Genomic DNA, 23,370 nt, shown 5'->3' with positions numbered 1-23,370 from the left:
GTATGAGAGCTGCCGTCTGTCGAAATTTCAATCAGCCGCTGCAAATTGAAGAGGTGTTTCTGGCGCCTCCTGAAGAAGGGGAAGTCCGCGTGAGGCTTTCAGCCTGCGCCATTTGCCACTCGGATATTACCTATATGGACGGAGGATGGGGCGGTACCTTGCCGATGGTGCTGGGCCACGAAGCTGCGGGCGAGGTTGCTGAAATTGGTGCGGGCGTTCGGAATTTAGCTGTTGGTGATCATGTTTTGGTTACGCTCATTCGATCCTGCGGTCATTGCGCCGACTGTGAAAGAGGGGAACCCTATATCTGCGGCACCCCGTTCCCAATTGATGACAACAGTCGTCTGACATCTGTAGATGGCGAGATAATTGTTCAGGGACTGCGGACCGGTGCCTTTGCAGAAGAAGTCGTTGTTGATCAATCGCAACTCGTCGTTATTCCAAAGAATCTCCCTATGGATGCTGCATCACTATTATCCTGCGGCGTGATCACCGGTCTCGGTGCCGTCGTGAATACGGCAGAGGTCAGGCATGGCGCATCGGTTATTGTCATCGGATGTGGTGGCGTCGGGTTGAATGCGGTGCAGGGCGCGGCTCTTGTCAATGCGGACCCTGTTATCGCAATGGACTTGGTGGAGAAGAAGTTGGAGGCCGCCCGTAATTTTGGCGCAACACATGTGATCAATCCGCTCGCCAACGATGCGATGCAGCAAACCCGAGGCCTGACAAACGGTCGCGGCGCAGATTATGTCTTTGTCGCGACCGGAAGCTCAAAGGCCTTTGAACATGGGCTGGAGCTTCTTGCGCCCGCCGGGACGCTGGTAATTGTCGGGATGCCGCCGACAGGACAGAAAATCGCTGTGGAGGCAGGTAATATCGCAGGGGCCAGTCAGAAAATTCTCGGTAGCAAGATGGGCTCTACGCGGCTCCGTGAGGATATTCCGAAACTCATCGCGCTCTACGAAAGCGGCAGGCTGAAACTGGATGAACTGATCACCGGGCGGTATCCGCTGGAGGAGATCAATCACGCCATCGATGAAGTCAGGGCGGACAAGGCATTACGCAATGTGATCATTTTTGGAAAGACCTCATGAGACTGACTGATCTTGAAACCTTTGTCGTTGGGACGCCGCCGCCGCATTGGGGTGGTCAGTTCTGGGTGTTCGTAAAGCTGACAACCGACGGCGGTGTGAGTGGAATAGGCGAGGCCTATGCGGTGCCATTTCATCCGGACGTGACCGTAAAAATGATCGAGGATGTTTTTGCCCGTCGGCTTCTCGGCATGAACCCCTTTCACATAGAGCGTATCTGGCGACGCGTCTATTCGAGCGGCTATACCCAACGTCCGGATTCGACAATGATGTCCGTCTTGAGCGCACTGGAAATGGCCTGCTGGGACATTATTGGGAAAGAAGCAGATAAACCGGTTTATGAGCTTTTAGGTGGTAAGGTTCATGAAAAGCTCCGGACTTATACCTATCTCTATCCGATGGACGGAGACGCGACGGATGTGTATAGCGACCCGGATCTGGCCGCAGAACGCGCCGCCGAGAATGTTGCTCTTGGATTTACCGGTGTGAAGTTTGACCCCGCCGGGCCTTATTCCGCTTTTGATCCGCGCCAACCCTCTTTGAGGCGCATGGACCTGTCGGAGAGGCTGGTCGCGCGGGTTCGTGATGCAGTAGGAGATAAAGCCGACCTCCTGTTTGGCACACATGGGCAATTGACAACTTCTGGCGCGATCCGGCTGGCGCGTCGATTGGAGAAATACGATCCCCTTTGGTTTGAAGAGCCAACACCGCCTGAGAATGCGAATGAAATGGCAAAGCTCTCACGGCAGACGACAATTCCCATTGCGACAGGGGAACGGCTCTGTACGAAGTATGAATTTCATCGCGTGCTTGAGAGTGGCGCGGCCTCAATCCTGCAGATGGCGCTTGGGCGTGTCGGCGGGCTGCTGGAAGGCAAGAAGATCGCCAGCATGGCGGAGGTCTATTACGCACAGATCGCCCCACATATGTACTGTGGTCCGGTGTCGGCGATGGCGGATATTCAGCTAAGTACCTGTACGCCGAATTTTCTCATTCAGGAAAGTATTAACACCATGGGCGACTTTCACGCGGAAATCCTCAAAGAACCGATCCAATGGGAAGAGGGGTATATCATTCCACCAACAAAGCCGGGCCTCGGAATTGAACTCGATGAAGAGGTTATTGCCCGCCACCCCTTCACAGGGGATCAGCTACACCTTGAAATGGTCGATAACCCGGTAATCTTCGATTAGCTCAGCCGAAGTTCATGTCAGCGACGAAAGGATTGGTTGCGCGCTCCTGCCCGAAGGTCGAGAGGTTTCCATGCCCTGGAATGAAAGTAATATCATCACCAAGCGGCCAGAGTTTTTCGCGGATGGAATGCAGCAGGTCTTCGTGATTGCCGCGCGGAAAGTCTGTCCGGCCGATGGAGCCCTGAAACAGGACGTCACCAACAATGGCGACCCGTTCTTTTAAGTTCACGAAGACCACATGCCCGGGTGTATGGCCAGGACAGTGGACAACCAGAAATTCCTCATTGCCAACAGTGACCATATCGCCATCTTCCAGCCAGCGGTCCGGCGTGAAGGCGAAGGATTCCGGAAAGCCGTAGCGGGCGCACTGGGTCGGCAGCTGGTCAATCCAGAATTTATCGTCTTTATGGGGCCCTTCGATCGGCACATTCAGCCTGTCATGCAATTCCTTCGTCCCGCCTGCGTGATCAAGATGGCCATGGGTAATGAGAATTTTCTCAATCGTCACCCCTTGCTTCTCGGCAGCTTCAACAATGCTATCGAGGTCGCCGCCCGGATCGGTTACCGCGCCTTTCATGGTTTCCTCACACCAGATCAGGCTGCAATTCTGCGCAAACGGGGTGACGGGAATGATTATGGCTTTCATAAAATATCGGAGCGTTGAGTCGCCCCGTCCTTTGTTCGTAATCTGTGATGTCAGCGTTTCAAGACGCCGAGAATACCACGAAGAAGCGCTTTGGCAATGGTGCGACCGAGGGATGAACTAACGGCGCGGGTCAATGACTTGATGGCGGCCTCGCCGACACTCTGGCGGTTAGAGGATTTTCGTTTTGGCTCCGGTGTGCTTTCCTGCTGTTTGGCGGCGGCGGCTCTCGCTGCTTTCTCCGCACGTTCCTGCAGAATTTCATAGGCGGACTGGTTATCTATCGTCTCATCATATTTATCGGCCAGATCACTGTTCGTCAGGATGCTTTTACGCGCCGTTTTGGTGATCGGTCCGAGTTTGGACGACGGAGGCCGGATCAGCGTCCGCTCCACAATCGATGGTTCGCCCTTGTTCTCCAATGTGGAGATCAGCGCCTCTCCCACGCCGAGAGTGGTGATGACATCTTCGACATCAAATGCAGGATTAGGGCGGTAGGTTTGCGATGCCAGGCGGATCGCCTTTTGCTGCTTCGGGGTAAAGGCGCGAAGGGCATGCTGGATCCGATTTCCAAGCTGGCCCAGCACGGACTCCGGAATATCGTCCGGGCTTTGGGTGACAAAAAATATACCAACCCCTTTGGAACGGATGAGGCGAACGACCTGTTCAACCTTTTCCAGCAATGCTTTCGGGGCGTCGTCAAAGAGAAGATGGGCCTCATCAAAGAAAAAGACGAGCTTGGGGCGATCCGGATCGCCGGCTTCCGGCAGTTCCTCGAACAATTCGGACAACATCCAGAGCAGGAATGTACCATAGAGCCTCGGTGAATTCATCAGCTTGTCGGCGGCAAGGATATTTACCATGCCGCGGCCGTCTTTGTCGGTGCGCATGAAATCCTGCAAATCCAGGGCCGGTTCGCCAAAGAACCTGTCCGCGCCCTGATCTTCGAGGCGGAGCAGTGCCCGCTGGATCGCGCCAACCGATTGCGGCGAGACGTTCCCGTAAATCGCCGATATTTCGGCTCTCTGTTCATTCACCACTCCCAGAAGCGCGCGTAGATCTTTGAGGTCGAGCAATAGAAGGCCCTGTTCATCCGCCACCCGGAACGCAATATTCATGACGCCTTCCTGGGTATCGTTCAGTTCCAGCATGCGGGAGAGCAGCAAGGGGCCGATTTCGGAGATGGTCGTCCGGACGGGATGGCCCTGCTCTCCGAACAAATCCCAGAATACGGCCGGAAAGGCAATGCCCTCATACTCGTCTGTAAAACCAATTGCGCCCGCCCGCTTGGTCAGGAAGTCCTGCTTATCGGATATACGGGACAGGCCGGAGAGGTCTCCTTTAGCATCGGCTAGAAAGACCGGAACGCCTGCATTTGAAAAGCCTTCCGTAAGAACCTGCAAGGTGACGGTCTTTCCGGTGCCTGTTGCGCCGGCAACAAGGCCGTGCCGGTTCCCCCATTTAAGCGGCAGATATTGATTTTCACCCAATCCATCGTCGCTCTTGCCGAGGAAAATTCCATCGTTTGTCAAACAGGTCATGATCGCGAAAATCCTCAATCCGGTGGAAGGTGGGCCATTCAGGCATTAGAAAATTTTATACTGGTTGTCCTGCGGCCTCAAGCATCCATTCTCTGACAGCGACAAGCTTCGGGCGAGTGGATTTTCGCGCTGCTGAGACAATCTGAAAGGGAGCGCGGGATCGACGGACCACATCGAACAGCTTCACGAGCTGGCCCCCGTTTATCGCTTCGCGAACAAGACCGTCAATCCCGATGGCGACGCCCAAGCCGTTTTCTGCTGCATGCAAAGCCATGTTGGCGCTCTCGAAATGAAGTCCCTGATTTGAATCAATATCATGAATCCCGGCTTCGGCAAGCCAGCGAGGCCAGTCTGTCGGGCGCGGGCTTTCATGCAGGAAGACGGCCTTTTTAAGATCTTCGGGTTGTTTAAATCTTTGGGCCATATCCGGGCTGCAGACCGGATAGGTGTCAACTTCAAGCAGTTTATCGATCCGCATGCCGGTCTGTGTCGTTCCTTCCGGCAATACCTGGATGGAAAGGTCGAAATCATCGCGCTCAAAGTCCGCGGGGTTGAGCGATGTGATCAATTGGACATCGATATCCGGATGATGTTCGTACAGATCCGCCCAGCGTGGAATAAGCCAGCGCAACGCGAATGTCGGGTAGGCGCAGATGGATACCGCGTTGCGACGCGTTTCGCTTCGAAGGCGGGCGGATGCCGCCGCGATTCTCTCCAGCGGCAAGGTAATTTCCGCGAGATATTGCCGTCCTACTGCTGTGAGTTCAATCCGCTTGTGGTGGCGGTGGAACAACGTCTTTCCGAGATATTGTTCCAGCGTCTGAATCTGGCGGCTTACGGCCCCCGGCGTGACGCCAAGTTCCTCCGCTGCTTGATTGAAGCTCAAATAACGACAGGCAGCTTCAAACGCCCTGAGGCCAGATGTAGAGGGAATATGCAGCATTTATCTCGCAATCTTGATTGATAATTTATCAATTATACTATGCTGAATTATCGATTGTCCATGGTCTTTGTAATGCGCATTATAGGGCCATAAACAAACGGCCAAGGGAACGTGCGGGGTTGATATGACATTTTTACATAACAAGCAGGAATTCAAGCCACAGGAGCTTTCTGACTATATCGCGCCGGACTGCCACGGCCTCAATTTCTATGAGATTGATACAGGGCTACAGGACCTGCTCCATTGCTACATGCCGGATGATCTGCGTCAGCATCTTGAACCGCACTATCGCAAGCTTGGGGAACTTTCTGGCAACCAACTGGATGACTGGTCCCGTGATGCAGATCGTCATAAGCCGGTTCTGCATGCGCGGGATGCCCGGGGACGCAATGAGGACTGGATCGAGTTTCACCCATCATACCGCAAGATGGAGGATGTGGCCTTCAAGGATTTCGGTTTTCACCGGATGTCCCATCGGGAAGGTGTTTTCGGCTGGTCCGGCAAAGTCCCGCCGCTAGGCAAATATGTTTTCCAGTACCTTTTCGGTCAGTCTGAGTTCGGCCAGCTTTGCCCGATTTCAGCGACTGAAACCTCTGCAATGCTCATAGAGCGATACGCGGATGACTCGACCAAAGAGAAGCTTCTGGAGCGGATGTTCAGTCAGGATATGGATAAAATCCTGAAGGGCGCCCAGTTCATGACCGAGAAGACTGGCGGTTCCGATGTTTCGAATATCGAACTGCAAGCCCGTTTTGAAGAGGGTAACTGGAGACTTTACGGCGAAAAATGGTTCTGTTCCTGTGCGGATGGGGATGTCGCCCTGTTATTGGCGCGTCCGGAAGGAGCACCGGAGGGTAACAGTGGGCTTGCGCTATTTGCCATGCCCCGCACTCTGGATGACGGCAGCCGGAATCCCTACCGGATTGTCCGGCTGAAGGACAAGCTTGGGACGAAATCCATGGCGTCAGGCGAAATCATCTTTGAAGGCGCGGTTGCTTATCCGCTTGGTAAGGTGGGCGCCCATCCGAACCAGGGCCTTAAGCTGATGATGGATCAGGTCAATTTCTCCCGCCTTTCTCATGGTGTGAGGGGGGCTGCAATGATGCGTCGCTGCCTGAACGAGGCCTTGACGGTTGCCAATTACCGTAAAGCCTTTGGGGAAACAATCATCGATAAGCCGCTGCTGCGACGGCAGCTCATGAAGCTGATGGTCCCGACGGAGCAGGCGCTGTCCATGTTCATGTATGTAGCGGTCAACCTTGCAAAAGGCGAGGCAGGAGACGAGGCGGCCGCAAAACGCACCCGGATCCTGACCCCGCTTCTGAAATTCCGGACGGCCCGTGATAACATCCGTGTTGCAACCGGTGCGATGGAAGTGCGCGGCGGCAACGGATATATCGAGGATTGGGTGAATCCCCGCCTTGTCAGGGACGCGCATCTCGGGGTCCTATGGGAAGGAACCTCAAATATCAATTCCCTCGACGTGACGACCCGAGCTATAGCTCGTTCCGGAGCGCATGAGGATCTTGCGGAAGACCTCGCCCGGCAGATTGAGGCAAATGACGCCCTTCCTGGCCAATATGCGGGGCAATTAAAAGGGCTTGTTGATCAGACAGTCAAATTCGCCGAAGATGTTGCACGCCAGGGCAAGGAAACCCATGCCCGCAAGGCAGCCAGTGCGCTTTATCATGTTACAACGGCGACCCTGATGGCGAATGAGGGGGCGGAACTTGGCGCCGCTGGACGGGATGCAAGACGATTGCTCTTGTCACGTATGATTGTGGACCATAAGCTTGTTGCTCCCAATCCATTGTCGATTGACGGTAGCGCATTTGATGATACGGCGACGGATGCGTTGTTGAGCGATGCGCCGGTCAGCCTGGAAGAGGCGAGCCGTATCCTAACCCTTTAGACATCTGCAATCTGAATAATAGCAGGGCCCCAGCGGGAGAATTGATCATGAATATGAACCTCAACATCAAGAAAAGGGACGAGCGCCAGCTTGAAGACTGGCTTGCCCAGGATTGCCACGGCCTGAATTTTTTTGAAATTGATAATAGCCTGAAGGACCTGCTGACCCTGTATCTGCCTGAAGACCTTCGTCAGCATATGACGCCAGTATATCAGCGATTGGGAGAAATCGCAGGTAACCGCCTCGACGATCTGGCGCGGCTCTGCGATCGCCATGCGCCGGTATTGCATCCACGAGATGCACGTGGGCGCAACCGGGACTGGATCGAGTTTCATCCGGCCTATCGGGAAATGGAGAAAATCGGCTACGGGGATTTCGGGATACATTGTATGTCGCGTAAGGCAGGCGTACATGGCTGGCCCGAGAAAATCCCGCCCATGGCGAAATATGTCTTTCAGTATCTCTTCACCCAGTCCGAATTTGGCTTGATGTGCCCGATTTCCGTGACGGATACCTCCGCCATGCTGCTCGAGCGCTATGGTCCGGAAGTCGCGAAGGACAAATATCTCGCCAGGATGCAAAGCCAGGATATGGATGAAATATTTATGGGCGGGCAGTTCATGACCGAGAAGATCGGTGGCTCAGAGGTGGCCAATCTGGCCGTGACAGCGCGGGAGGAAAATGGCGAATGGCGTCTGTATGGTGACAAGTGGTTCTGTTCCTGCGCGGATGCGGAAGTCTGTCTGGTGCTGGCTCGGCCTGAAGGAGCGCCAGAGGGGAATTCCGGCCTCGCGATTTTTGCTGTGCCCCGGCATCTCGATGACGGGGAGCGGAATAACTATCGCATTGTTCGCCTGAAAGACAAAATGGGAACGAAGTCCATGGCATCGGGCGAGATTATTTTCGATGGTGCGCTTTGCTATCCGTTTGGCGATGTCGGGGCAAAGCGGAACCCCGGGCTTCGCCAGATGATGGATCAGGTGAGTATGTCTCGCTTATCTCACGGTGTGAGGGCGGCGGGCATGATGCGGCGCTGCCTGAATGAGGCCATGGTCTCTTCAAAATCCCGCGATGTCTTTGGCGAACCGATTATTAACAAGCCGCTTCTACGGCGGCAGTTGTTGAAACTCATGGTGCCGACGGAACAGGCACTTTCCATGGTCATGCATGTTGCATCCATACTTCACAAGGCGGAGAGCGGTGATAAGGATGCGGAGAAGCTCAACCGGATTTTGACGCCTCTGGTGAAATTCCGCGCCTGTCGGGATAATGTAACCGTGGCGACCGGCGCGCTGGAAGTACGGGGCGGGAACGGCTTTATCGAGGATTGGGTTAACTCCCGCCTTGTCCGGGATGCCCATACGGGCCTTCTCTGGGAAGGAACGTCGAACATTAACGCGCTGGATATTACAACCCGGGCCATCGCCAGTGTTGGGGCGCATGAAAGCCTCGCGGATGACCTTAAAGAGCGGCTACAGGACGCAAAGAACCTTCCCGGTCAATTCGCGGGCGAGCTTTCCGGCCTTGTGGATCGTGCCAAAACGTTTGCTGAGGATATCGCGGCGAGCGGAAACGAAACCCAGGCGCGCCAGGCAGCCGATGCGCTTTACCATGTCACTACGGCTACCCTGCTCGCAACAGAGGGGGAAGCGCTTGGCAAAGCGGGCGGGGATGCCCGACGGATGTTGCTGTCCCGCTTGGTGATGGACACACGGCTGAAGCCTCATGACCCGCTCAGCAATAGCGATGGACGCTTTGAAATTGAAGCCGGAAACTGTCTTCTTGATGATAAGCCGGTTCCGCTGGATGTCGCGGCGGACCTCTTGCGAATCTAGGATCGATTAGCACCAGACAATAATAAGAATAAATGCGAAATCGAGAGCACTCCCCGGCCGTGGCAATATGTCGCTGCCGGGGATTTTTTTTAGATAAACCTTTAAAAACTGCCGATTAGTCATATGTGCGTTTGAATTTTTACCAATTTTTTCTGTAGTTTTCAAACCTGCGTCATCTGACCGCATGGAGAGGAGAAAGCAAACGCCCAATAATGTAATCAAGGAGTGAGTTTGTTAACCCTTGAGAAGGAGCACGTCGGAAATGTTTGATTCCTTGAAAGCGCGCGATGCAGTGCCGTCGGAATGCGGTGCGCAGATATTCTGCTTTGATCGACCGGATCGAAATATTGCGCTTGCCTCGCCATGCTCTTCTTGTGGGGTTCGCAGCAAGGCAGTCTGCGCCGGGTTAAATGATGAAGAGATGGAGGGTTTTTCCCGAAATATTCATACGCGACTGGTCAAGGCAGGGAAATCTGTTTACCGGGAATCTGAAAAGGCAAACTATCTCTATACAGTCGTATCGGGGGAAGTGCGGCTCGCAAATCTGCTGGGAGACGGGCGTCGCCAGCTAACGGCGTTTAAATCTGCGGGCGATTTGCTGGGCGAACATAGAAAAGGTTCCTACCAATCAGATGCAGAAGCGGTGTGTGACACAGTAGTATGCCAAATTCCCGTTAATATTATGGAAAAATACTCGGATGATGTCCCCGCCATGTATGCCTCCATCGCCACCAAGACGCAGGAAGAGCTGTGCGAATTGCGGCATCATGCTGTTCTGCTGGGGCGAAAAACACCAATGGAAAAAATTGCGTCTTTTCTCGTTGGCCGGATGGACAAGCTTGAAAGATGCGCTGAGAAGCAAGTTTTGATCAAACTGACGATGGGAAGAAGCGATATAGCTGATTTTCTGGGCCTCACGATTGAAACTGTCAGTCGTACAATTACGAAGCTCAAGAATAAGGGACTACTTTTTGTGCCGAATTCTCATTGCATTGTGATCAGGGATCCCGCCCATCTGAGACGGATTTCTGAAGGTGAGAAATGAGTGTCAGAGGAAAAGCGTTATACACTACTTTCTGTGTAGGTTATGTCTTTCAGGCCTTCAATCCGCAAACCATTGAGGCGTTGATTTAAATCAATGCCCGTGATAGCAATTTCTAATAGTTTGCAGTTTGAGGGGGAGTGCGCTCAGGCACTGTGACATGTAGGTTGCGGCTAGTTGTACGCTCACTCCTGGTATCTAAGTCTAAAGACGGAACCTGGATATGAATTTGTTATGGCTCGCATTTACGATTGTCGGCGCATTGACGGGGATCATCCTGTCGGCCAAGGCCGTTGACCCGAATATGATGCTGCATGGCATGCTGTTTTCCTTTGCCAGCGTTTTAAGCGCCTTTGCTCTGATCGCGCGGCATTACCGGAATGCCAGCGCCCCCAGCCTGATAAATGGAAATGGCAGCGTTAATTACAATACAGAGATTCTGAAAGCCGGTGTTATCGCGTCCGCTTTCTGGGGTATTGTAGGATTTGCGGTCGGTCTTGTTATCGCCTTGCAGTTGGCCTTTCCGGTTCTGAATTTCGATCTGCCCTGGACAAATTTCGGTAGGCTGCGCCCGCTGCATACCTCTGCCGTCATCTTTGCTTTCGGCGGAAATATCTTGATAATGACATCCTTTCACGTCGTGCAGCGGACCTGCCGTGCCCGGCTGGCTGGTGATATTGCGCCCTGGTTTGTTTTCTGGGGATACCAGCTTTTCATAGTATTGGCGGCCACCGGATATGTTCTTGGTGTCACGCAATCGAAAGAATATGCGGAACCGGAATGGTATGTGGATATCTGGCTGACCCTTGTCTGGGTCGTCTATCTGCTCGTTTTCCTGGCGACCCTGTGGCGGCGTCAGGAAAAGCATATTTATGTCGCAAACTGGTTCTATCTTGCATTCATCGTGACAATCGCAATGCTGCATGTCGTGAACAATCTCTCTGTGCCGGTCAGCTTCGCAGGGGTCAAGAGCTACTCCCTGTTTGCCGGCGTCCAAAGCGCGCTAACCCAATGGTGGTACGGACATAATGCCGTCGGCTTCTTCCTGACGGCGGGTTTCCTCGGGATTATGTATTACTATATCCCGAAGCGGGTTAATCGGCCTGTTTACTCTTATCGCCTGTCTATTATCCATTTCTGGTCGCTGATATTCCTGTATATTTGGGCGGGTCCTCATCATTTGCATTATACCGCGCTGCCGGATTGGGCGCAAACGCTTGGCATGACGTTCTCGATCATGCTGTGGATGCCGTCCTGGGGTGGAATGATCAACGGCTTGATGACTTTGTCCGGCGCATGGGACAAGCTTCGAACCGACCCGGTCGTTCGTTTCCTTGTAACATCTGTCGCCTTCTACGGAATGAGTACATTTGAAGGCCCGCTGATGTCGATCAAGGCGGTCAATGCGCTTAGCCATTATACGGACTGGACCATCGGCCATGTGCATTCAGGGGCTCTTGGCTGGGTGGCCTATATCAGCTTCGGCGCGCTTTACTTCATGGTGCCGGTATTATGGAAGCGCAAATCGCTCTATTCAGATGCGCTGGTCAACCTACATTTCTGGATTTCAACGGTCGGGATCCTTTTATATATCACTGCAATGTGGGTATCCGGAATACTTCAGGGTCTTATGTGGCGGGCATATGACGCCTTCGGGTTCCTGGAATATTCCTTTAGTGAAACAGTCGAGGCGATGCATCCTTTCTACGTCATTCGGGCGATAGGGGGCGTTCTCTTCCTGATAGGAGCGCTGATTATGGTTTATAATCTATGGCGGTCCGCTCGCGGAGATGTTCGTGTTAAGGAAGAGGGCAGGTTGGTCCCGAACCTTGAATATGCGGGAGCGAGGTAAGGAAGATGCTGAAACATAAAATTGTTGAGAAAAACTCGATCCTGATGCTTGTCCTTGTCCTGATCGTGGTCTCCATCGGGGGCCTGATTGAGATCGCGCCTCTTTTCTACTTGGAAAGTACAATTGAAAAGGTGAAAGGCATGCGCCCCTATAGCCCGCTGGAACTGGCGGGGCGGGATATCTATATCCGTGAGGGCTGCTACAATTGCCATAGCCAGATGGTGCGCCCGCTTCGCGACGAGGCGGAAAGATATGGCCATTATTCGTTGGCGGCAGAAAGCATGTATGATCATCCTTTTCAATGGGGATCGAAACGAACGGGTCCGGATCTTGCCAGAGTGGGCGGCCGTTATTCGGATGAATGGCATGTTACCCATTTGAATAACCCGCGCGACGTCGTGCCGGAATCTGTTATGCCGGGGTACCCATTCCTGGCGAAAACGCAGCTGGAAATATCAAATATTACCGGGAATCTGGAGACCAATGGTTTGGTTGGCGTTCCCTATACGGAAGACATGATTGCCAACGCCGAGCTGGATCTGAGAATGCAGGTCGATCCTGAAGCGGAAGAGATCGATGCTTTCCTGGAGCGTTATCCGAAGGCGCAAGTGCGGGATTTTGACGGTAATCCGGCAATGCTGTCCGAACTTGATGCGTTGATCGCCTATCTTCAGATGATGGGAACACTTGTTGATTTCACGTCCTACGACGTGGATGCCAATAAACGTTAGGAGGAGAGATCATGGATTATCATGACGTTTCAGCCTTTGCCCAAAGTTACGGCCTTCTCTACCTATTTGGCTTGTTTATCGCGGTCCTGATCTATGCGCTATGGCCGAAAAACAAGGAAAAATTTGACAAGGCCGCACAGATCCCGCTTGAGGAAGATTAAGATGTCCAAGGAAGTTGAAAAAGACGAAGTCACCGGCACGGAAACCACCGGACATGAATGGGATGGCATCAAGGAACTGGACACGCCGATGCCGCGCTGGTGGCTGTGGACGATGTATGGCACCATAATATGGTCGATCGGTTACTGGATTGTCATGCCGGCCTGGCCGTTGGTCAGCAGCTATACTGAAGGCTTTCTGGGATATTCCTCAAGAGGCGCGTTGGAGCAGGAGCTGGCGGAAGCGACCGAGGCTCAGGCAAGTGATCGTGCGGCTCTCGTTACGACGGAACTTGAAGATGTCAGAAACAACGAGCAGCTATATCAGTTTGCCCTGCGCGGCGGAAAGTCGGCTTTTGCCGTGAACTGTTCGCAGTGTCATGGCTCGGGTGCGGCAGGGGCGCCGGGCTTCCCGAACCTCAATGATGATGATTGGCTCTGGGGTGGTAGTGTCGACCAGATTTATGAGACAGTTAAATATGGAATTCGGTCCGATCACGATGACACGCGTGTAGGTGAAATGCCGGCGTTTCTGACCAATGAAATGCTGGACAGATCGCAAATCAACGATGTGACAGAATATGTGCTTTCTCTCTCGGATACTCGGGAAGACAGCGAGGCCGTTGCGCGCGGTGAGGTCGTCTTTCAGGAAAATTGTGCGTCATGTCATGGGGAAAATGCGAAGGGGAACAGGGAATTCGGTGCGCCGAACCTGACGGACGCCATTTGGTTCTATGGCAAGGACAAGGATACAATTCTTCGCACCATTTCCAGGGGCCGGAATAATGTCATGCCAGCTTGGGTGGATCGGCTGGACGATGCGACAATCCGTCAATTGGCTTTGTATGTACACTCTCTCGGGGGCGGGGAGTAAATCTGTTTAACCTGTCCATTCTGGAGTAAAGGTTGTGGTTGATAGCTCCGTTGAGAATGTTGACGTTCGCCCCGTCAATAAAAAAGAAAACCGGTCACTTTTCGCCAAGCGGGAAAAGATCCAGCCGAAAAAAGCGCGTGGGTCTTTTCGTCGCCTGAAATGGGTTATCATGGGTGTAACCCTGGCGATTTATTATATCACGCCATGGATTCGCTGGGATCGGGGAGAGAGCGGGCCGGATCAGGCCGTGCTTGTCGATTTGGCCCGGGAGCGCTTCTATTTTTTCTTTATTGAGCTCTGGCCCCAGGAAATTTATTACATCACCGGCCTGCTCATTCTGGCGGCAATATCCCTGTTTTTGGTGACGTCGCTGTTCGGTCGTGCATGGTGCGGCTATTCCTGCCCGCAAACCGTCTGGACCGACCTTTTTATTTTCGTTGAACGGATGGTTGAAGGAGACAGGAATGCCCGTCTCAAGCTCGACAAGGCACCAATGTCAGTCGGAAAGCTGTCTAAGCGTGTCTTGAAACACAGTATCTGGATCGTTATCGGCGTTCTCACTGGCGGTGCCTGGGTATTCTATTTCGCCGATGCGCCGACCCTGCTGAGGGAACTTTTCACCCTAGAAGCGCCTGTTATTGCCTATTCCAGTATCGCCCTGTTGACGGCGACGACCTATGTTTTTGGCGGATTAATGCGGGAACAGGTCTGCACATACATGTGCCCCTGGCCGCGTATTCAAGGCGCCATGGTTGATGAGGATACACTGACTGTCACCTACCATGGTGCTCGCGGGGAACCTCGGGGACCGCATAAGAAAAATGAACCTTGGGAAGGACGCGGCCATTGCATCGATTGCAATCAATGTGTTGCCGTATGCCCGATGGGCATCGATATCCGGGACGGATTGCAGCTTGAATGCATTACCTGCGCGCTTTGTATCGATGCTTGCAATGATGTGATGGACAAGGTCAACCTGCCGCGTGGTCTGATTAGCTATGATACCCATGAAGGACAGTTTGACAGTAATCCCGAGCGTAAACTGAAATTGCGGTTTATTCGGCCCCGTACAATCGCCTATGGCGCCATCCTGACGTTGGTCGGTGCGATTATGTTGTTTACTCTGTTGAACCGCTCCGTGCTGGATGTGAATGTCATCCGGGATCGCAATCCATTATTTGTGACGCTGTCTGATGGATCTATCCGTAACGGCTATACGGTTAAGATCCTCAACAAGGTCCATGAAACACGACAGTTCCGAATTGAGGTTGAGGGGATAGAAGGCATGACAGCCTGGCTTGAAGTCTCCGGAGAGAGTGACCGGCCGCTGTTGGTGACAGTGCCAGCGGACGCCCTATCCAGCTATAAACTGTATGTGTCGGCGCCGGTGGATAACCTTGAGGAGAAAAGTACGGATATAGATGTTATTGTCACTGACACTGAAGGGACGGAGCGGGATGTCCAGGAAACCAGCTTCAAGGGGCCGGACAAATGAGCACAAGCATTGAAGGCAAGAGATTGACGGGCCGTCACGTGGCAATAATGCTTGCCGCCTTTTTCGGGCTCATGTTCGCCGTTAATGGTGTTTTTGTTTATTTTGCGTTGGGGAGTTTCTCGGGTGTGAGCGAAAAAGATGCCTATAAGCGTGGTCTCTCCTACAATCAGGAAATCGATCATCATACCCGCCAGCTGGCGCGCAACTGGCATTCCGAGATCAATTTCATGCAAACCGGTGCGTCGCAAGGCACGCTGACATTGGATATCCGCGATAAAGACGGCAAGGCGCTTGAAGATTTGCGTATCGTTGCGACCATTCGACGCCCTGTCGTCGACAGCACTGACCAGGAAGCGTCTTTGCTGTATGGTGGGGAAGACTATATCGCTGATTTAACTCTCGGCGGGCCGGGACAATGGGATGTGTCCATTCTGGCCTATGGCGGCGGATATGAAGAACCCTATCGGTTGGATAAGAGGTTATGGCTGAAATAGCCCTTGAGAAACGAAGAGACCTGATGACAGACCGATCCCATGACTTGGGAGCTGGCTGTTGCTCTGGTGGTGTGATGGCGCTGGCGGCGGCATCCACGACTGGAGCCGACTATTCCGATTTTGTCAGCGCCGATCCCTCAGCCTTCGTCGAGGCAGATCAGGACGGCAATTTGATGCTGCATATGCTGGTCGAGAATATGCATTGCGCAAACTGCATCAAAACGATCGAAAAAACCTTGAAGTCAAATGATGCGGTTCTCGAGGCGCGGGTGAATTTTTCAACCCGGCGCCTGTTTCTGCGTTGGCGGCCGGATGAGGTCGAGGTCGGTGAACTCGTCAGGCCTGTGATTACGCTAGGCTATCCTTTGACGCCCTATAACCCGGAAATGATCAAATCCGCATCGGCGGAAGAAAATACAAGATTGCTGCGGGCACTTGCCGTCGCGGGCTTTGCCGCCGCCAATGTCATGCTGCTTTCCGTGTCGGTCTGGGCCGGTCTTTTTTCCGAGGATATGGGACCGGCAACCCGGGATTTTCTGCACTGGATTTCGGCCATGATTGCGTTGCCAGCCGTGGCATATGCAGGCCAGCCATTCTTCAAGTCCGCAATCGGCGCGCTCAAGGCGGGTCATGTCAATATGGATGTGCCCATCTCTCTCGCTGTCATCCTCGCGTCCGGAATGAGTCTGGCGGAGACGATCCAGAGCGGGATGCATGTATATTTTGACGCCTCTGTCACGCTGTTGTTCTTCCTTCTTATCGGCCGCTACCTGGACAGCGCGGCCCGGAGCAAGGCGCGATCTGCGGCGGAACGGCTGGTGATGCTAAAAGCGGTCGCTGCGACCCTTATCCTGCCGGGCGGCAGCCGCAAGACAGTATCGGTAGAGGCGGTTACTCCAGGTTCCCTTGTTCAGGTCATGACTGGCGACAGATTGCCCGTTGATGGTGTCGTTGAGGCAGGGCAGTCGGACCTGGACGTCAGCCTTATAACGGGGGAAAGTCTGCCAAGTACTGTCAACGCAGGGGATGACGTTTTCGCGGGCACCCTAAATCTTAGCGCGCCTTTGGAAGTCAGGGCCACCAAGACCGGCGATAATACATTACTTGGCGATATAGTGCGCCTGATGGAATCCGCCGAGCAGGGACGCGCGAAATATGTCCGCCTAGCCGACCGGATTGCCGGATACTACGCTCCGGCTGTGCATATTCTTGCTGCCGTTACATTTGCGGGCTGGTGGTTCTTTGCCGGAAGTTGGCAGGTCGCGTTGATGCAGGCCGTTGCAGTGCTTATCATAACGTGCCCTTGTGCGCTGGGCCTTGCAGTGCCGGTTGTACAGGTAGTCGCCAGCGGGCGTCTTTTGTTGAAGGGAATACTGGTCAAGGCCGCCGATGGCCTCGAGCGTCTGGCGGAGATCGATGTGATTGTCTTTGACAAGACGGGGACTTTGACGGAAGGGCGCCTTGACCTCATTAATCGGGATGAAATTCCGAATGAGGCCCTTCATCTCGCAGCCCGACTTGCGCGCAACAGCCGTCACCCGCTTGCGATGGCTGTCGCGCGCGTTGGAACTCCGGGCAGTGAGTATCTGGCGGTTACAGAATGCCCCGGGCTTGGCCTGAAAGCCGTTTGTGCAGGTGAGGAAGTCCGTCTCGGCAGTCGGGAATTTTGCTCGGTAGTGGAGGTTGAGAATACGGACTTTACTGTTGGCCCTGAACTCTGGTTGCGGGTCGGGCAGGGCGAGGCCATCCAGTTCCGTTTCAAGGATCGTTTGCGTCCCGGCGCGCAGGCGGCTATCGAGAAGCTGAAATCACAAGGGTACGCAATAGAAATTCTTTCCGGTGACCGTGCCGAGGTTGTTGAGGAACTCGCAACAGCGCTTGGCATAGAATACTGGCGCGCACAACAAAAGCCGGAAGACAAGGTCAATCGGCTTAAGTCACTTATTGCTGCCGGACATAAGCCCCTGATGGTCGGTGATGGGTTGAATGACGCCCCGGCGCTGGCGGCGGCTCATGTCTCGCTTTCTCCGGCAAGCGCTGCCGACATCAGCCAGACCGCTGCGGATTTTGTTTTTCAGGGACGGGATCTTCAGGCAGTACCGGAAACGATATATGTTGCCAAAGCGGCGCGGAGGCTGATTTTACAAAACTTCTCTCTTGCGTTTCTTTATAACGCAATTGCCATTCCGCTTGCAGTGGCGGGGATTGTGACGCCGCTGATTGCGGCTGTTGCCATGTCTGCCTCTTCCCTGATCGTTTGCCTGAACTCTCTGAGGCTCCGCCTTGAGCGAGGCATTATTTCGTCATGAATGTCTTGATTTACCTCATCCCGGTGGCGTTGTTTCTCGGTGGCCTCGGTCTCGCCGCCTTTCTCTGGAGCCTGAAAAGTGGTCAGTATGAAGACCTGGACGGTGCCGCCAACAGAATTCTCATTGATGATGAGGACGAAGACCTTCGATAAAGATATATGAAATCCGTGTAGCGGAAAGCTGGCGATTTTAAAACTGTCCTGATACTGTATCCTTCTTTGCAAAATCCGGACAGCGTATTTCATTATGGCAATTTGGGGTAAAATTCTCGGCGGAGCAGCCGGACTTCTGGTTGGGGGGCCGCTTGGTGCCCTGGTTGGCGGTCTCGCAGGACATGCTGTTGATAAGTACCGAGAAACATCTACGGAGATTGATGAGGGCATTGGCGGACATCAGGTCAAGCAGGTTGCATTTACCATTGCCGTCATCGCGCTCGGGGCGAAGATGGCCAAAGCGGATGGTGTTGTCACTCGCGAGGAAGTCAAGGTTTTCAAGCAGGTTTTCCGCATTCCTCCGAATGAGGAAAAGAATGTCGGGCGTGTCTTCAACATGGCGCGGCAGGATACGGCGGGCTATGAAGAATATGCAGCCCAAGTCGAGAGAATGTTCCGCGATACGCCACATCTGATGGAAGACCTGCTACACGGCTTGTTTGCAATTGCGATGGCCGACGGCGTTCTTCATCCGGCTGAGGATATATATCTTCAGAATGTCGCGTCGATCTTTGGTTTTAATGAAGCTGCCTATGCCCGTATTCGAAGCTATCACGCCAAGGATGGGGAAGCGGATCCTTACCAGATTTTGGGTGTCTCGGCAGACATCTCGGATGCGGAGCTTAAACAGGCTTATAGAAGACTAATCCGTGAAAATCATCCTGATAAGGTAATGGCGGAAGGTTTGCCGCAGGAGTTTGTCGATGTCGCCAATGACAAACTCGCCAAAATAAACGCGGCGTATGACCAGATAGCCAAGATACGCGGTCTTTAAGAATCGGAACATATATTGAGCAATAAAGATCTTGCCCTCATCTTGTTGATAAACATGTTGTGGGCATCTAATTTCCTGGCGGCAAAGATCGGTATGGAAGTTTTCTCGCCGATATTGTTTACGGCAATCCGGTTCACAATTGTCATTTTTATCATGGTTCCCTTCATCACGTTGCCTCACGGCTATTGGCGGAAGATGATCCTTGTCGGCCTGATCATGGGGGTGTTCCATTTCACTCTCATGTTCTGGGGGCTGTCCCTGTCCCCGGATATTTCCTCTGTCGCTATTATCAATCAGACGTTCGTGCCGTTTTCTGCTCTTCTGGCAATGATTTTTCTGAAGGAAAAAATTGGGTGGCGCCGCTGGACAGCGATTGCTCTGGCTTTTTGCGGTGTCATGGTTATCGGGTTTGATCCGATTATTTTTGCAAATTTGCTCTCACCCACACTGGTCGTTATTGCGTCTTTCCTCGTCTCACTGAATATGGTGATTGTCCGGACTATGCCCGGTATTGGTGCACTTAACCTGACGTTCTGGACGGCGGCAATCGGTGTCGTCCCGCTGTATATCATTTCATTTCTGGTTGAGGATGGACATTTTATGGCTGTACAGACGGCCGGTTGGGAGCAATGGAGTGCTGTGGCCTTTTCCGCCATCGGCGCGACAGTCGTTGGTCACGGCCTTACAAATTATCTGATACGGCGGTATCCCGTGAGCACCATTTCCCCTTATTTTTTGTTAGTGCCGGTGTTTGCCGTAATTCTGGGAATCGTGTTTTGGGGTGATATACTAACGACCGAACTGATGATCGGTGGGGCGATGGTCATGAGCGGTGTGACAGTTATTACGCTCCGGTCTGGGAAGAAGAAGTCCAAAGAGGAGTCAAATGCCGCTTGAGAATATTGCTTGGCGGCCGTCACCCAACTTCGATGAGCGCGAAGCCGACACTCCTATCGACATGCTGGTCCTCCACTACACCGGCATGCAAACGGCAGAGGAGGCGCTTAGCCGTCTGACCGATGAGAAGACGAAAGTCAGTGCCCACTATTTCGTCGAAGAGGATGGCAAGATCACGGCTCTTGTCCGGGAAGAGCAGCGCGCTTGGCACGCGGGTGTCTCTAGCTGGCGCGGAAAGAGCAATATCAATGCTCGCTCCATTGGGGTTGAAATCGTCAATCCCGGCCATGAATTCGGGTACAGGCCTTTTCCGAAAATGCAGATGGAGGCGGTCAAGGCCCTATCCGTTGATATTGTTGCGCGTCATGAAATCTCGCCGCGAAATGTTGTCGGACATTCGGACGTTGCCCCGGACCGGAAAGAGGATCCGGGAGAGCTTTTTGACTGGCGCGCCCTTTCTGATGTGGGTGTGGGGCTTTGGTTTGAGGAGAGTGCCGCCATTCCGCCTAGTGACAAGGTGATCTCCGTCGGCGCAAACGAAGCGGAGGTTTTAGAGTTACAGCAGGCGCTTCGGGAAATCGGCTACGGGACAACGCTGACGAGCCTGTTTGATCGGTCGCTTGAAAATATCCTTCGCGCTTTCCAGCGGCATTGGCGTGCAGCGCGGGTGGACGGAGTAGCGGATCCGGAGACGCAAGGCATCATTTATGCCGTTCTTGCAGAGGTTCGCCGCTTGACTTGATGCATCACCGCGCTTAGTTACATTTCTGCAGATGGCTGGATGATCGCCGCTCGCCCATGAGGTGAGGGGAGGAAAGTCCGGGCTCCACGGAAATGCGATGCCGGTTAATGGCCGGCGGGGGCGACCCTAGGGAAAGTGCCACAGAAAGGAAACCGCCCGGTTTTTCCGGGTAAGGGTGAAAGGGTGCGGTAAAAGCGCACCGCGCCACTGGCAACAGGGGCGGCATGGTAAACCCCATCGGGAGCAAAACCAAATAGGGATGATCAGCGCAGGGGTAACCCGTGCGCAGGCCGGTTTTCCGGGCTATCATCCGGGTTGGTTGCTTGAGGTGCCTGGCAACAGGCATCCTAGATGAATGATCATCACCTGGTAACAGGAACAGAACCCGGCTTACAGGCCATCTGCCTTATTTTCTGCCGCCAAGTGCAGTAAAATGATAGATTAAATTGAGCGTCTTCTCACGGTAGGAAATGAAATGGTTTTTTTGCGGGTGGTTGGTCTTGGGATGGGAGCAGTTCTGCTGCCCGGCTTAGCATCACCTGCGTTGGCGGCCGGTACAGATATGCCGTCCCTCGTTTATGATATTGGTATCAGCATCTTTGTTGCCAGTATTCTTGCCATTCTCTTTGTACGTGTCAAAATTCCAAGTATTGCGGCGTTTCTCGTTTGCGGAATTCTTATTGGCCCGATCGGCATCAAGCTGATCACGCAACCGGAAAATATTGAAACCATCTCCGAGCTTGGGTTTATCCTGCTCCTGTTCATGATCGGGATGGAAATTGATCTGCGTCGAATGCTGCGAAGCGGCAAGATGATTATCGCAACCGGTTTGCTGCAATATCCTCTGACGGTGTTATTCGGAATTCTCGCAGGCAAGGCCCTGGCCTGGTTTGGGCTATCGACTGTTGGCGATACGTATGATGCGCTTTATTTTGGCCTGTTCATTGCCGGGTCATCGACCCTGCTGGTGATCAAGCTTTTCCAGGAAAAATATGAACTCGATACGGAGCCGGGGCGTATCGCCCTCGGCCTTCTGGTGTTTCAGGATTTCTGGGCCATTATCGTGATCATCCTGCAGCCCTCCTTTGCCGCGCCGGAGCTGGCGCCGGTCCTTTATACGATGCTGGCGATTGCGTTGCTGGCGATTGTCTCCTATTCGCTGGCGAAAAGCCTTGTCCCGCTGGTATTTCGCTGGCTTTCAAAGGAGCCGCAGATGATGCTGGTGGGAGCGCTTGGCTGGTGCTTCGCCATTGTATTTATCGGGCGTGGGTTTGAATATGTCGGTGACTATGTCTTTGGAGAGGGCAAGCATATGTCCGTCGCCACGGGCATGAGCGCGCTGATTGCCGGACTTACTGTTGCGACGCTTCCCTATAGCCGTGAGATCGTTGCGAAAGTGGGGATTGTCAGGGATTTCTTCATTACACTTTTCTTTGTCGGGCTCGGGATGAGCGTACCGCCGATTGACGGGATAGAGGTTATCCTGATTGCCGTAGCGCTCACATTTTTCGCCCTTTTAAGTCGCCAGATTATTTTCTTTCCGCTGATGTATTTCACCGGCGGAGATCAGCGTCATGCTGAAGTTGCATCCATCCGGCTTGCGCAAATTTCGGAGTTTGGCCTCGTTATCTCCTATCTGGGAACGCAGTACGGCCATATCTCGAATGAATTTGCCAGCGCAATTATTTTTGCCTTTATCATTACAGCGCTGCTCACCCCAACCCTCTATAAGCATGCCTACAGAATCCATGCCTGGATGGCCCCCTATTTGCAGGCCATCGGTTTTCGCGAGCCGGAGGAAGGGGCTGTTGATACGGAACGGGAATTTGACTTGGTGTTGTTGGGTTTCCATCGGGTGGCGTCCTCCCTTCTTCATGATATCGCGAAAAACAATCCCGACCTTCTGCCCCGTATTCTGGTCATCGATTTCAATGTTCATCTCCATCCGGCTATTCGCAAGCTGGGGGCGTCGGTGCGGTATGGTGATTTGTCGAATGATGAAATCCTGCTCCATGCCGGCGTTGGCAAAGCAAAGGTCGTGGTCTCCACAATTCCCGACGATATTCTTCGCGGCACCAACAACAAGGAGCTGGTGGAAGTTATCCGCCGGATAAACAAAGATGCGGTCGTTATAGCCAATGCCGAGGAACTTAGTTCTGCTCAGGAGGTGTATAGCAGCGGAGCGGACTATGTGTATATGGGCCGCATCAATACAGCCCGCACATTGGAAGAGATTATTGTCCGGACGATGGACGGGGCGCTGTCCGATTATCGGCGGGAGCAGGAAGAGCTTCATGGGCGCCATCATGAGAGAACGGAAATCCTGAAATAGGGCTCTTTCATGAGGTTTTCTCCCGTTAACTGATGCTTTATATTAGAAGTTGGCGAATCTTTATCGGCCGATTCAAAAAAAATCCTCAAATATCCAGATAAATCCAGAAACTTTCTGAAGCTTTGATCCTGCTCAAAATCCGCCAGAACTCTCTCTGCGTTGGGTGAAGTAGAGCATATTGACAGTTTTTTAGCGATCATCAAATAAGAACAAATAAAGAACATGAATTAAATTATTCATTACTTTCAAGCTTGGAAGTGACAATACGGTTGATCGAATGCTGCCTGAGAAATAGAAAA

At 53.1% G+C, this 23,370-nt stretch carries 20 protein-coding genes and 1 other RNA gene; 18 read left to right on the top strand and 3 right to left on the bottom strand.

What is annotated here, in order from left to right:
* Nucleotides 1-2: 2 nt before the first annotated feature.
* Together AACZ19_RS04090 and AACZ19_RS04085 are read left to right on the top strand one after the other, a co-directional pair.
* Nucleotides 3-1,094, top strand: coding sequence for a Zn-dependent alcohol dehydrogenase (locus tag AACZ19_RS04090; protein ID WP_339631382.1), 1,092 nt, complete (start codon nucleotides 3-5; stop codon nucleotides 1,092-1,094).
* Nucleotides 1,091-2,284 (top strand): mandelate racemase/muconate lactonizing enzyme family protein, encoded by a 1,194-nt coding sequence (locus tag AACZ19_RS04085; protein ID WP_339631380.1) that lies wholly within the window; start codon nucleotides 1,091-1,093, stop codon nucleotides 2,282-2,284. Before AACZ19_RS04090 ends, AACZ19_RS04085 begins: the two co-directional genes overlap by 4 nt.
* 1 nt (nucleotide 2,285) lies before the next feature.
* Here AACZ19_RS04085 and AACZ19_RS04080 read toward each other — a convergent pair whose 3' ends face one another.
* Genes AACZ19_RS04080 through AACZ19_RS04070 form a run of 3 tightly spaced genes read right to left on the bottom strand, consistent with a single transcriptional unit; the run spans nucleotide 2,286 to nucleotide 5,411 of the window.
* A complete protein-coding gene (locus AACZ19_RS04080; RefSeq protein ID WP_339631378.1) occupies nucleotides 2,286-2,930 on the bottom strand; it encodes an MBL fold metallo-hydrolase in 645 nt (214 codons plus the stop codon).
* Nucleotides 2,931-2,980: 50 nt separating this feature from the next.
* The gene (locus tag AACZ19_RS04075) at nucleotides 2,981-4,468 is read right to left on the bottom strand and encodes a helicase HerA-like domain-containing protein (RefSeq protein WP_339631376.1); all 1,488 of its coding nucleotides are present in this window, start codon (nucleotides 4,466-4,468) and stop codon (nucleotides 2,981-2,983) included.
* Nucleotides 4,469-4,523: 55 nt separating this feature from the next.
* Nucleotides 4,524-5,411 carry a LysR substrate-binding domain-containing protein gene (locus AACZ19_RS04070; protein WP_339631374.1) on the bottom strand — a complete coding sequence of 296 codons (888 nt, stop codon included), beginning with the start codon at nucleotides 5,409-5,411 and terminating at the stop codon, nucleotides 4,524-4,526.
* A gap of 124 nt (nucleotides 5,412-5,535) precedes the next feature.
* On the opposite strand from AACZ19_RS04070, the gene AACZ19_RS04065 reads away from it, so the two are divergent.
* The 16 genes from AACZ19_RS04065 to AACZ19_RS03990 all read left to right on the top strand — a co-directional run bounded on the left by AACZ19_RS04065 (nucleotide 5,536) and on the right by AACZ19_RS03990 (nucleotide 23,071).
* Nucleotides 5,536-7,323, top strand: a complete 1,788-nt coding sequence (locus AACZ19_RS04065; RefSeq protein WP_339631372.1) for an acyl-CoA dehydrogenase family protein — start codon at nucleotides 5,536-5,538, stop codon at nucleotides 7,321-7,323.
* A gap of 47 nt (nucleotides 7,324-7,370) precedes the next feature.
* Nucleotides 7,371-9,158, top strand: coding sequence for an acyl-CoA dehydrogenase family protein (locus AACZ19_RS04060; protein WP_339631370.1), 1,788 nt, complete (start codon nucleotides 7,371-7,373; stop codon nucleotides 9,156-9,158).
* A gap of 262 nt (nucleotides 9,159-9,420) precedes the next feature.
* Nucleotides 9,421-10,203, top strand: coding sequence for a helix-turn-helix domain-containing protein (locus tag AACZ19_RS04055; protein ID WP_339631368.1), 783 nt, complete (start codon nucleotides 9,421-9,423; stop codon nucleotides 10,201-10,203).
* Nucleotides 10,204-10,423: 220 nt separating this feature from the next.
* On the top strand, nucleotides 10,424-12,052 hold the full coding sequence (gene ccoN / locus AACZ19_RS04050; protein WP_339631366.1) for a cytochrome-c oxidase, cbb3-type subunit I: 1,629 nt from the start codon (nucleotides 10,424-10,426) through the stop codon (nucleotides 12,050-12,052).
* 5 nt (nucleotides 12,053-12,057) lie between these two features.
* Nucleotides 12,058-12,783: a cytochrome-c oxidase, cbb3-type subunit II gene (gene ccoO, locus AACZ19_RS04045; protein WP_339631365.1), complete on the top strand. Its 726-nt coding sequence runs from the start codon at nucleotides 12,058-12,060 to the stop codon at nucleotides 12,781-12,783.
* Nucleotides 12,784-12,794: 11 nt separating this feature from the next.
* Nucleotides 12,795-12,944: a cbb3-type cytochrome c oxidase subunit 3 gene (locus AACZ19_RS04040; protein ID WP_293961468.1), complete on the top strand. Its 150-nt coding sequence runs from the start codon at nucleotides 12,795-12,797 to the stop codon at nucleotides 12,942-12,944.
* Nucleotide 12,945: 1 nt separating this feature from the next.
* Nucleotides 12,946-13,815 (top strand): cytochrome-c oxidase, cbb3-type subunit III, encoded by an 870-nt coding sequence (gene ccoP / locus AACZ19_RS04035; protein WP_339631361.1) that lies wholly within the window; start codon nucleotides 12,946-12,948, stop codon nucleotides 13,813-13,815.
* A gap of 34 nt (nucleotides 13,816-13,849) precedes the next feature.
* Nucleotides 13,850-15,310, top strand: a complete 1,461-nt coding sequence (ccoG, locus tag AACZ19_RS04030; RefSeq protein ID WP_339631359.1) for a cytochrome c oxidase accessory protein CcoG — start codon at nucleotides 13,850-13,852, stop codon at nucleotides 15,308-15,310.
* Nucleotides 15,307-15,804 (top strand): FixH family protein, encoded by a 498-nt coding sequence (locus tag AACZ19_RS04025; RefSeq protein ID WP_339631357.1) that lies wholly within the window; start codon nucleotides 15,307-15,309, stop codon nucleotides 15,802-15,804. Before ccoG ends, AACZ19_RS04025 begins: the two co-directional genes overlap by 4 nt.
* A 23-nt stretch (nucleotides 15,805-15,827) precedes the next feature.
* Nucleotides 15,828-18,113, top strand: coding sequence for a heavy metal translocating P-type ATPase (locus tag AACZ19_RS04020; protein ID WP_339631356.1), 2,286 nt, complete (start codon nucleotides 15,828-15,830; stop codon nucleotides 18,111-18,113).
* Nucleotides 18,110-18,265 carry a cbb3-type cytochrome oxidase assembly protein CcoS gene (ccoS, locus tag AACZ19_RS04015; RefSeq protein WP_339631355.1) on the top strand — a complete coding sequence of 52 codons (156 nt, stop codon included), beginning with the start codon at nucleotides 18,110-18,112 and terminating at the stop codon, nucleotides 18,263-18,265. Before AACZ19_RS04020 ends, ccoS begins: the two co-directional genes overlap by 4 nt.
* Nucleotides 18,266-18,359: 94 nt before the next feature.
* Nucleotides 18,360-19,100 (top strand): TerB family tellurite resistance protein, encoded by a 741-nt coding sequence (locus tag AACZ19_RS04010; protein ID WP_339631354.1) that lies wholly within the window; start codon nucleotides 18,360-18,362, stop codon nucleotides 19,098-19,100.
* Nucleotides 19,101-19,115: 15 nt separating this feature from the next.
* Complete coding sequence (locus AACZ19_RS04005; RefSeq protein ID WP_339631352.1) at nucleotides 19,116-19,997, top strand: DMT family transporter; 882 nt, start codon at nucleotides 19,116-19,118, stop codon at nucleotides 19,995-19,997.
* Nucleotides 19,987-20,739 (top strand): N-acetylmuramoyl-L-alanine amidase, encoded by a 753-nt coding sequence (locus AACZ19_RS04000; protein WP_339631350.1) that lies wholly within the window; start codon nucleotides 19,987-19,989, stop codon nucleotides 20,737-20,739. The genes AACZ19_RS04005 and AACZ19_RS04000 overlap by 11 nt, the downstream gene beginning before the upstream one ends.
* Before the next feature lie 27 nt (nucleotides 20,740-20,766).
* Nucleotides 20,767-21,148, top strand: an RNA gene (rnpB, locus tag AACZ19_RS03995) — RNase P RNA component class A.
* A 66-nt stretch (nucleotides 21,149-21,214) separates the two neighbouring features.
* A complete protein-coding gene (locus tag AACZ19_RS03990) occupies nucleotides 21,215-23,071 on the top strand; it encodes a cation:proton antiporter (RefSeq protein WP_339631348.1) in 1,857 nt (618 codons plus the stop codon).
* Nucleotides 23,072-23,370: the final 299 nt, after the last annotated feature.

Origin of the sequence: uncultured Sneathiella sp. (genome assembly GCF_963973085.1) — a bacterium.
Taxonomy (GTDB): domain Bacteria; phylum Pseudomonadota; class Alphaproteobacteria; order Sneathiellales; family Sneathiellaceae; genus Sneathiella.
The sequence above is the reverse complement of the archived record's forward strand: the minus strand, read 5'-3'. Positions and strand labels throughout refer to the sequence as shown.